The organism is Lysobacter soli (genome assembly GCF_009755585.1).
In the GTDB taxonomy this organism is placed as follows: Bacteria; Pseudomonadota; Gammaproteobacteria; order Xanthomonadales; family Xanthomonadaceae; genus Lysobacter_J; species Lysobacter_J soli.
On sequence record NZ_CP046603.1, the window covers coordinates 2,071,623 to 2,082,334 of the forward strand.

The 10,712-nt window shown below is 65.0% G+C and carries 8 protein-coding genes; 3 read left to right on the plus strand and 5 right to left on the minus strand.

The features are described 5' to 3' along the window. Positions 1-3 precede the first annotated feature (3 nt). Both GOY17_RS09395 and GOY17_RS09400 read right to left on the minus strand, forming a co-directional pair. On the minus strand, positions 4-5,586 hold the full coding sequence (locus GOY17_RS09395; RefSeq protein ID WP_232338392.1) for a trifunctional serine/threonine-protein kinase/ATP-binding protein/sensor histidine kinase: 5,583 nt from the start codon (positions 5,584-5,586) through the stop codon (positions 4-6). Between the two features lie 150 nt (positions 5,587-5,736). Further along, positions 5,737-6,168: an organic hydroperoxide resistance protein gene (locus GOY17_RS09400; protein WP_269750027.1), complete on the minus strand. Its 432-nt coding sequence runs from the start codon at positions 6,166-6,168 to the stop codon at positions 5,737-5,739. 266 nt (positions 6,169-6,434) lie between these two features. Between GOY17_RS09400 and GOY17_RS09405 the strand changes: the two genes are divergently transcribed. Both GOY17_RS09405 and GOY17_RS09410 read left to right on the plus strand, forming a co-directional pair. Beyond that, positions 6,435-6,779 (plus strand): response regulator transcription factor, encoded by a 345-nt coding sequence (locus GOY17_RS09405; protein ID WP_198173630.1) that lies wholly within the window; start codon positions 6,435-6,437, stop codon positions 6,777-6,779. 79 nt (positions 6,780-6,858) lie between these two features. Next, on the plus strand, positions 6,859-7,488 hold the full coding sequence (locus tag GOY17_RS09410) for a response regulator transcription factor (protein WP_157030187.1): 630 nt from the start codon (positions 6,859-6,861) through the stop codon (positions 7,486-7,488). A gap of 97 nt (positions 7,489-7,585) precedes the next feature. Here GOY17_RS09410 and GOY17_RS09415 read toward each other — a convergent pair whose 3' ends face one another. The 3 genes from GOY17_RS09415 to GOY17_RS09425 are packed head-to-tail and all read right to left on the minus strand — an operon-like array spanning position 7,586 to position 9,671. Then, positions 7,586-8,758 carry an MBL fold metallo-hydrolase gene (locus GOY17_RS09415; protein ID WP_198173631.1) on the minus strand — a complete coding sequence of 391 codons (1,173 nt, stop codon included), beginning with the start codon at positions 8,756-8,758 and terminating at the stop codon, positions 7,586-7,588. Continuing rightward, on the minus strand, positions 8,689-9,222 hold the full coding sequence (locus GOY17_RS09420) for a cytochrome P460 family protein (RefSeq protein ID WP_157030188.1): 534 nt from the start codon (positions 9,220-9,222) through the stop codon (positions 8,689-8,691). The genes GOY17_RS09415 and GOY17_RS09420 overlap by 70 nt, the downstream gene beginning before the upstream one ends. 23 nt (positions 9,223-9,245) lie before the next feature. Beyond that, a complete protein-coding gene (locus GOY17_RS09425) occupies positions 9,246-9,671 on the minus strand; it encodes a DUF6130 family protein (protein WP_198173632.1) in 426 nt (141 codons plus the stop codon). A gap of 210 nt (positions 9,672-9,881) precedes the next feature. Between GOY17_RS09425 and GOY17_RS09430 the strand changes: the two genes are divergently transcribed. Continuing rightward, positions 9,882-10,709: an enoyl-CoA hydratase/isomerase family protein gene (locus GOY17_RS09430; protein ID WP_157030189.1), complete on the plus strand. Its 828-nt coding sequence runs from the start codon at positions 9,882-9,884 to the stop codon at positions 10,707-10,709. Positions 10,710-10,712: the final 3 nt, after the last annotated feature.

The window sequence follows — 10,712 nt, forward strand, 5'->3', positions numbered from 1 at the left end:
CGATCAGTTGGGCTCCGGGATGTCGAGTGGAATCAGGAAGGCGAAGGTGGCGCCACCGTCCTCGTTCGCTTCCGCCCGAAGCTGGCCGTGGTGGCGCTCGATGATGGAGCGGCTGACGGATAGCCCGACGCCCATCCCCTCGGCCTTCGTGGTGTAGAACGCCTCGAAGTAGCGCTCCAGCTCTTCCGGATCCAGGCCTATGCCGGTGTCGCGGACGCTGAGGCAGACGTTGGCGCCGTCGTGCCATGTGCGGATCAACAGGTGCCTCGGACGCCCGGGTTCGAGCGCGCCCATCGCGTCGGACGCATTGGTCAGCAGATTCAGGATGACCTGCTGCAACTGCACGCGGTCGCCCATCACCTGTGGCAGGTTGGCCGCGAAGTCGCATTGCAGCATCACACGGTTGCGCGTGAGCGCGCTGGTCGCCAGCGCCACGACTTGGCTTGCGGCTTCATTGAGATCTACGGGTTCGTTAGTGGTTTCCTTGCGGCTGAACAGCGAACGCAGGCGCTTGATGACTTCGGAAGCACGGTTGGCATCCCGGATGGTGCGAAGCGCTGTCTCGACGGCCCCGTCGACCGCGGGAGGATCGACGGCCAGCATTCGCAGGCACGTAGAGGCGTTGGTCATGATCCCGGACAGCGGCTGGTTCAACTCGTGCGCGATAGATGCCGACAGCTGGCCGATACTCGCGACGCGATTGGCATCGGCCAAACGCAGCTGTGCGTCGTGATAACGACGCAGGCTGTCCTTGGCGGCGACTTCGGCAGCGACGCGATCCGACAGATCCAGGACGAAGGACACGCCCTCCGTGGGCGCGCCTTCGAACAACGCGGCGCCGATCAGCACCGGAACACGAGTGCCGTCCTTGCGCATATAGGCGCCTTCGAATGGCGGCGCGACGCCCGTAGCCAGCATGGCTTCCATGATGCGGTCGTCGTGTGGATCCCATTCCGGCGGCAGCAGCGCCCTCCAGCCCAGGCGACCTCCTCCCAGGTCGGCCTGGTCGTAGCCGACGATCCGCAGGAACGCCTCGTTCGCGTCGAGAATGCGGCCGTCGAGGCTCCAGGTGAAGATGCCGATGATGTTGGAATTGAACAGGCGCCGCACCCTCGCCTCGCGCTCCTGGAGTTCATCGTAGAGCCGTGCGTTCTCCAGCGAGATGGCGGCCTCAGACGCAAGCAGCTTCGACACGGCCAGGCGCGACGGGGTGAAGACATCGGTAGCGAGGTTGTTCTCCAGGTAGAGGACGCCAATCAGTCGTGCCTGCTTCAGCAGCGGAAGGCAAAGGACAGACCGGTTTGTGTCGCCGGCGAAGTACGGATCATTGTCGAATGCGGCCTGCGCGCTGGCCCCGTTCAGAAGCAGCGCCTCTTTCGTGCGCACCACATATTGGAATACCGACATTGGAAGGCGCTCGCCCGTCAACTCGCCCCGCTCCGATACAACATCCACCGTGTCGCTCCGGGTTACAGCCTCGGCCTCGATCCGGAAGCCGTCGCTTGCCGGCATGATCAGCACGCCACGCTCCGCGCCGGCATGCTCGATGGCCACGCGCATGAGGATGTCGATAAGTCGATCGAGCTCGATCACCGAGGAAACGGTCTGCGAAATCCGCATCACGGTGGCCAGGTCGAGCTGATCCACCGGCGTGAGCAGCGTCCTTGTCGCATCCGGACCGCTGGCGCCGGCCTCGAGCCAAGGGTGCAATCGGGCAAGCTGTCGCACCTTGCCGCCCGCTCCCCACCTGCGATAGCAGTCCTGCGAATCGCGCAGCCAGCCACGCGCGGCCCGTTCCAGTCCCCGCGCGAGGTACGCATTTGCTGCGCATTCGTGGGCGACTGCCTCGTTGTGCACATAACCGTTAAAGCTCGCCGAGCGGACCGCGTGCTCGTACAGAGACTCGGCCTGTGGCCAATCCCCCTGAATTCGTGCGATTTCCGCCGCGACCAGGGCGGCGCGGTTCTCGAAGTTCTCCACCGAACAGTCGTCGCGCCATATCTCCAGTTGCCGGTGATAACGGACGACGATGTCCAGATGGCGCTGCCGCTGTTCAGCCGGAGCGCGATGCCAGTGCGCAGCATGCGCGAGCGCGCCGTAGAAGAAGAAGTCCGCCGTCTCCAGCTGCGAGGGAGACGTCCACAGCAGGCGGTCGGCGTTCTCTGCCGCGCGGACTGCCTCATCGATATCGCCGCAGAACCAGCGCCCCTGCAATTTCCGGGTCCAGTAGAAGAAGGTCGCGAGCGCCAGCACCGGACTCCCGGCAAGGTGCGCCTCCGCCTGTGCCTCGTTGTAGTCCGCATCGTCGAAGCTGCCGAAGGTCGGCGTGAGCCCGCGCAGCGTGCGGATCAGGCCCACCTGCGCCGCGCACAGGTCCACCACCATGCCGAAGCCGGCCTTCTGCGCGAACGCCAGTCCGCTCTCGGCATCGGCCTGGATGCCAGCGAGCTCATCGCCGGCCGACAAGCAGTTCGTGATCAGCGCGTCCCAGCTGTAGGCGGCGAACGTCAGGTCGCCCATGTTGAATGCCGTATCGAACGCCCGGCGAATGAGGTCGCGGCCGCTGGCGAACGGCTTGAACCACGGCACGACCATGTTTCCGAACACGATGTACGTGCGCGCCTGGTATCGCTTCAGCCCACGCTTCTCCACCAGGTCGTATCCGAGGCGGCCGAAGCGATAGCCATCGCGATAGTTCCCGAAACGCGGCCCGGCGAAGGTGGCGAAGAAGACGAACCCGAAACACGAGCCATCGCAGGGCCCATGCTCCAGGCTGAGGTTGACCATGCGGCACAACACCATCGACGACAGGTTCTCGTCGAAGAAGAACGCCGGCGTCACGATCTCGGTGAACACGTCCAGCATGTCCAGTACGTCCGGATCCGTCGCAAGCGGCAGATCCACGAGCTCCTCGATGGACCGGTCGCCCAGCAGCGTCCAGATTCGATCGTACTCGCGCATCACGTCTTCGGGCGTCGGCCGCGCAGGCCAGTCGGTGCCGTTGCGGCGCAGGTAATCCAGGAATACCTCCACGCACAGGTCGCCGCGCGAGCGCGTGGTGAACAGCGTGAGGCGCAGACGAGTCACGACCGCGAAGTCGTGGCGCGTTTGCGCGTGGCCTGCGAGCACCTCCAGCCGGCTTTCGGCTGCGGCGAGCTCGGCCGTCATCAGTTCGCATTCGGCCATCAGCGTTTCCAGGGCGAATACGAGTGTGTACTCGTGGTGCCAGTCCTCTTCCTCCAGCAGCGCACGGCCGGCGCGTAGATGGTTCAGTGCCGACATGTACGCAGTCGATGCACGTGCACGCTGCGCCGCGATGAGATTGAACCGCGCAAGCTGCACGCGCTCGCCATGCGAATCGAGCAGATCCGTGGCGCGATTGAGCTGGTTCACGATCTCGAAGATCCCTTCCTCCAGACGTTCCGGGGGCGTGTGTTTCGCCAGCAGCCGGCCGATCCGTAGATGCTCTGCCGCACGCTCGCCCAGCGGTACCTGCGAGTACGCGGCCTCCTGCACCCGGTCGTGGGCGAAGCGGTACGCTCCGTCGTGGCGGAAGACCAGTTCCTGTCGCAGCGCTTCCCAGAGGTCCGCTTCGACCTCCAGCGCGGACGTGTCATTGATCACGCAGAGCGTTTCGAGGTCGGCGGCGTTGCCGAGGCAGGCGAACGTCTGGAGCGCGATGCGCGTTCGCGGCGGAAGGCGCGACAGCTTGCGGACCATCAGGTCGACAATGTTGTCCGAATAGTTCTTGGCTACCGTGCGTTCGCGGTCCCATGACCAATGGCTCGTCGCATGGTCGAACGCGAGCAGATCCTCTTCCGCCAATGCATGGAGGAACTGGATCGCGAAGAACGGGTTGCCGGCCGTCTTCGCATGGATGAGCCCGGCCAGCGGCCCAACGTGCGCCGGATCCTCGTGCAGCGACTCGGCGACGAGCTGCTGCAGGTGGCGCTGCGCCAAGGGGGGCAGGGTCAACGTGATGACGTTCGCACCTTCCTGCGCAAGCGAATCGAGCTTGCGCGCCAGCGGATGCAGTGCCGTCACTTCGTTGTCGCGGTAGGCGCCGATGAGCAGCACATGGTGCAGGTCGTCCGCAGTAAGCAGGTCGCCGAGCAGATCGAGCGTCGCCGAATCGAGCCATTGCAGATCGTCGAGGAACAGCGCCAGCGGATGTTCGGGACGTGCGAACACCGAGACGAAGCGCCGAACCATCGACTGGAAACGCCGCTGCGCCTCCTGCGCCGGCAGCTCGACGACGGGCGGCTGCTCGCCGATGATCGGCGCGAGGTCAGGCACCAGTTCGAGCACGAGCGCACCGTTGTCGCCCAGCGCCTCGGCAAACGCCTCGCGCCAGCGGACCAGCTCTTCCTCCGGCTTCCCCAGCAGCGGCCTGACCAGCTGCTGGAACGCCTGGGCGAACGTCGCGTACGGAATGTCCGCCTTGTACTGGTCGAACTTGCCTGAGGCGAACAGGCCGCGCGGCGGCACCAGCACCTTGTGCAGTTCGTTCACGACCGACGACTTGCCGATGCCGGAGTAGCCTGCGACCAGCACCAGCGCCGGCGCGCCACCCGTCACGACATCATTGAAAGCGTCGACCAGCTGTTCGATCTCGCGCTCGCGGCCATAGAGCTTTTCCGGTATCAGCAGCCGGTCCTGATGATCGTGTGCGCCTAGCGGAAACGCGCCGGGTTCTTCGCCGCGTTCGAGCATGGCGAGGCAGTGGCGCAGGTCGTGCATGACGCCGTTTGCCGTGCGGTACCGGCTTTCCGGCGTCTTGGCCAGCAGGCGCATCACGATGTCGGAGATCGCCCTGGGCACTCCCGCCACTCGATCACACGGCGGAACGGGCGATCGCGCGATATGGCTGTGCACCCAGTCCATCGCGTCGGACGCCGTGAACGGCAACTTGCCCGTCGCCATCCGGTAGAGCACCACGCCCAGCGAGTACAGATCGCTGCGCGAATCGACCGAACGGTTCATGCGGCCGGTCTGTTCGGGTGCCATGTAGGCGAGCGTGCCGGCGATGAGCTCCGGCGGATCCGGCGACTGGCGTTCGCGCGGCAGACGCGAGGCGATGCCGAATCCGACCAGCCGGACTCGCCCTTCCCGCTCGGACACCAGGATGTTCACCGGCTTGATATCGCGATGGACAAGGCCGGTGGCGTGCAGACGGCCGATGGCGTGGGTCAGCCAGAGCGCGATCGCGAGCAGACGCGCCATCGGCATGGGTTGATCGTCCAGCAACTGGTCCAGCGGGACGCCTTCCTGGTGCTCCAGCAGGAGCAGCATGCGCCCCCCTTCCCGCACTAGGTCCAGCGGACGCAGCGCCCAATCGCCATCCAGGTGCGCCCTCAGCGCGTGCTCGTGACTGAGACGCTCGATGATCGACGCGGATGGCTGCGCGTCGAGCGGAACCACCGCAATGCAGTCCCGCACGCTGCCGTCTTCCGCCTCGTGGCGCCGCCGATGGAAACTCCGCTCGCCGTCCTCCCACAACAGGGCGCCATCGGCGCCCTCTTGATCGACGTCGAGCAGGGTCGTCTGGGTCATCGAGGACCTCCGGCACCGGACCGCCGCATCCACGGGAGTGAGCGACTCGCCTCGACCTTACCCGTCGTCTCGCGGCGATGACAATCCGACCTCCGTCCGGTTGCGTCTGGACCGGGAGTTCCAGACCGTTGGCAACGGTCGTGCCACTGCGACGGTTCCCGCGCGTGGTCGCGACTGCGGCGGTCAGATGACGCGGATGGTGACGTCGATGCTGTCCTTGAGCGCCTTCGAGTAGGGGCACGTCTCGTGGCCGGCATCGGCCAGCGCCTGCGCGACGTCGCGCTCCAGCCCGGGCAACGTGATGTTGAGTCGCGCGGCCAGCGAATAGCCGTCTTGGCCGAGCCGGAGGTCCACTTCGGCATCGATTGCCGTGTCGGACGGCAAGGTGACCCGCATCTTGCGGGCGGCGATGCCCATCGCGCCGATGAAGCATGCCGACCATCCCGCTGCGAGCAGTTGTTCGGGATTGGTACCCGTGCCGTGGCTGCCCGGGGTGGAGAAGCCGACCTCCAGGACGCCGTCGGAACTCTTTGCGTGCCCGCCGTCGCGGCCGCCCACTGTGTGCGTACGGCCTGTGTAAAGAAGCTTCCTCTCGTGCTCGTTCACGTCGCTCACCAAGGATCGTGGGGGGCCTTGATCAAACAGCAGCCACGCGACGGAGGCGATAGCACCTAGGTATTGGGCAGCTTCGGGACCCGCCGTAGGCCGCCCTGCGGCGGGGAACCGACACCTTGGTACCAGTGAATCCGCCCCCGGAGTGGTGCATCCTTGCGCTCAGGAGCTCATTCCGGAGGATCCGGCATGAAGATCGGTCAGACCCGCGGGGGCCTCGTGCACGACGCGGATGGATTTTGATGACCGTTCGGCCACTTGTGTCGGTCGTGGACGATGACGAGTCCGTCCGCGAGTCTCTGCCCGATCTGCTGCGAACCGGCGGATACGATACGGACGTGTTCGAGAGCGCCGAGGCCTTCCTCGCCGTCGCGGCATCGGCTCGCGTCGACTGCCTGGTGCTGGACGTCTACATGCCCGGCATGTCCGGGCCGGCGCTACAGGAGGAGTTGCTGCGCCGGCGCATTCCCATCCCCATCGTGTTCATGAGTGCGCAGATCGACGCCGACACCCGCCGTGAGCTGATCGCCCGCGGCGCCGTGGAATGCCTGTTCAAGCCATTCGGCGGCGAGGCCCTGCTGGAGGCGGTGGAACTGGCCATACAGGGGCGATGAACAGCGAGGCTGTTGCATCGGTTCTCAGGAAGGATTATTCAACCGGTACGAGGCGCATGACCCTGACGAGGTGGCTTCCGTGAACGATGCTCCCCCCATCGTGTTCATCGTGGATGACGACATCTCGGTCCGGGAGGCGCTGGAGTCGCTGGTGCGGTTCTCCGGCTGGACGCCCAGGACCTTCGCCAGCGCAGGTGAGTTCCTGGCACACCCGAGAGAGTTGGTTCCATCGTGCCTCGTGCTGGACGTGACCCTGCCCGACATCAACGGTCTCGACGTGCAGGCGCTCATCGCGGCAGATCGGGCCAACATGCCGATCATCTTCATTTCCGGCTACGGCGACATCCCCATGACGGTGCGCGCCATGCGCGCTGGCGCCATCGAATTCCTGACCAAGCCCATCGACGACGACAAGCTGCTCGAGGGCATCCGCGGCGCGATCAAGCGCAGTGCCGCGTCACTTGACGATGTGAAGCGCGTCCATTCGCTGCAGCAGGCCCATGCATCGCTTACCCGACGCGAGCGGGAGGTCATGGCGCTGGTGGTATCGGGCCTGCTCAACAAGCAGATAGGCGGACACCTCGGGATCAGCGAGATCACGGTGAAAGCGCATCGCGGCCGCGTCATGCAGAAGATGCACGCGCGTTCGGTGCCGGACCTGGTGAAAATGGCGGCGGTGCTGGATCCGGCCGGCCAGGCGGGCCGCTGAACCACGAACGGATCGCATCGAGGAACGCCCGGCGTGGCGCGATGCCGGTCTGCACGGGTGTGCCGGCAGCCGTCGCCACGCACGGACGTATGAGGCCTCAATCGATGCGCAGCGCCTGCTCCATCGAGTAGCACTGATCCCAGATATAGACGTCGTAACCGCCGAGACGCGACTGCCACTTCGGCGTGAGCGTATCGACGCATTGCACCACGACGCGATCGATGTAGTCGTCGAAGACCGCCCATGGATTGTTCAGGTCCTGCGGGTTGACGCCCTCGCCCGGCTTCGTCGTGGACAGCGCCTTGCCGGCGGCGGCCTTCAGATCACGGTAGAACTCGGCCTGAGTGGCGACGTCGGTGTGCGTGCCGGTACGCGTGACGTGTCCGCCGACGAACGTCTCCCATCCCAGCGTGCCGATCTGGTCCACCTGTGCGATCGATCCGAACACGTCCTGCGCGACGGCGAACCTGCGCCACGGCATCCAGCCCGGGAACACCACGTCCACCACCATCAGCACCTTCTGCTTCGGTGCGCTGATGAAGATGTTGCCTGGCTCGTGTCCATTGCCGTGATACGACAGTTCAAGCTTTTTCCCGCCCACGTCCAGGGTGTAGGCGTCCTTGAATGTCACCGTGGGCAGCGGGCGATCCGGATCATTGTCGCGCTTGAGCAGCCGCAGGGTTTCCTCCTGCGCGATGATGATCGGCTTGCCACCCAGGGCAGGCATTCCGCCGATGTGGTCCTTGTGCGAATGGCTGTACACGACGTGCGTGATGGGATTCTTCGTGATCTCCGCGATCGCGGCGGGCAGCTTCGCGGCATACGTGGGCGGCGCATCGACGACGACCACGCCCTTGTCGTAGACCAGAAACATCGACTGGTAGGCGCCTTCGGTGACCATGTAAAGGCCATCGCCAAGGTCTTGCAGCCGGTAGCCCTTCGCAGGGTCGATCGCGGGACCTCGCGCGGATTCCGGCACGTCCAGATGCTTGTCGATGCGCACGCCAATGGGGGCGATCTTCGGCATGTTTGCGTAAGGAATGACGGCGGGCGTGCCGGGCTCGGATGCCTTCGCAGCCGGCGCCTGTGACGCGGACACGGACTGGACGGCGGGCGGAACGGATTCTTGGCGCCCGCACGCGGCGAGCATCGACAGCAGGACGAGCGGCAACACGCGAACGGTGGACATGGCGATGCTCCTCAGCGCTTCTGGTAGGGGTGGAAGATGTAGTCCTTGGTTTTCACCTTCACGTGGCACGCCTGGCCGCAATCGGCCGGCGCCGCATCGGCGACGAACGTGTCCGACGGCGCGTCGTAGTTGAACAGCGCGTACCCCCAGCCACCGGTCTTCGGGAAGCGTTTGCTGTCCTTCTCCATCACGAACGCCTGGGTGAAGACATCCGGCACATCCACGACGAACGGAGCGTCGGTACTCTTCTTCGGCTTCCACTGAAGCTTCACGATCTTCGAACCCTCAGGAAAATGCTGCCCGTTCTTTGGCACGCCAGCCTTGTAAGCCTTGATCATGGTCGGGTTGGCGACAATCACCTTCAGCACTTCATCGGTACGTGCCGAAGAGACGACGGCCCAATCCTCGTACCCCTTGAAATCGGCGAAGGCCACGCCGCCGGGCGACTTCAGCGTGTACTTGTCCGGTGCGGAGAACGCCGCGCCGCCCACGATCGCGAACACGGCCGCGGCCACTGCGATGGAATTCCTCATCGTGCGTTTCATGGCTGATCCTCTGGTGAGATTGGCTACTTCCCGGGAGCGTCGAAGGTGATGCTTTGCGATGTAAGTAGTCCGCCTTCCGGGTCCACCGCTTCGATCAGGATCTTGTGCCGGCCTTTGGGCAGGTTGACCAGGATGATCGTGCTGCTGCCGCCGTAATCGGCCCATTGCCACGGGAGGTCGTCGAGCGTGATGTGCAGATGCCCGACGCGCGGCGACAGTTCGCGTGCGGGCGCGCCTCCCACGGGAAGGATGCGAAGGTTCTCCACGCGGTACGGAATGAAGGCGACGCCCTTCGCCAGCGGACCCGGTAGCGGCGGATCGATGGTGAGCCTCGGCGGCGGTTCGTTGTCGTAAGGCACCACCAGCGATCGCGCTGACTGCGCGAGTGCATCCATGGCGAACATCAACGCGATCACAGCGACGGCATGCGCTAATGCAGGATTCTTCATGGCCCGGTGTCCCGTCGTGTACGGAAGGTGCGAGCCATCTGAACAGTGACTGGCGACACCGTCGATTGCACCAAGGTGTCGACCGATACCTTCGTGCAATGCGCCGCATTCATGCACGTGACCCAATACCTTCGTGCTCTTCCGTCAAGCACGTCTTGCTCCGTACGCTGCATACATCCGCCGTTCCTGGTCGGCGAAGCGAGGCCTCCGATGCGCGAGCAGATCCGCGTCACGCAGCCGGCGCCGGGTTACTGGCGCGCGGAGTTCTCCAATCCGCCGATCAACCTGGTCGATCTGGACACCATCACGCAGCTCTCCGAGCTGATCTCCTTGCTGGAACGCGACCCCTCGGTGAAGGTGGTCGTCTTCGCGAGCGCCGATCCCGACTTCTTCCTGGCCCACTACGACGTGCTCATCGACAAGGCGCGCACGGCCGCGATGCCGAAGGGTCCGACCGGCATGCATCCTTGGCTCGACGTGCTCGTGCGGATCAGCCGCGTGCCAGTGGTGACGATCGCCTCAGTACGTGGCCGCGCTCGCGGCGCTGGCAGCGAGTTCGTACTTGCGTGCGACATGCGGTTCGCCAGCGCAGAGAAAGCCTTCCTCGGTCAGTTCGAAGTGGGCGTCGGCGCGGTGCCAGGTGGCAATCCGATGGCCCGGCTCGCCGGTCTCGTAGGACGCGGACGCGCGCTGGAAGTGATCCTTGGCGCAGATGATTTTCGCGGCGATCTCGCCGAACGCTACGGCTACGTCAATCGTGCGTTACCGGACGGTGACCTGGACGGGTTCGTCGATGCGCTCGCACGGCGCATCGCGGGATTCGAGAAGGAAGCCTTGATGGGTGCGAAGCGTCTCATCGATGAAGTCTCGCTGCCCGACGACGCATTGTTCCCCCCTGCCCTCGACGAGTTCTTCCGCTCCGTCGCACGGCCAGAAACGAAGGCAAGAATGTCGAGGCTGCTGGCCGCCGGACTCCAGACCCGCTCGGAAGTCGAGTTCCATCTGGGCAAGCATGTGGAACTCCCCCCGGACGTCTGAGCA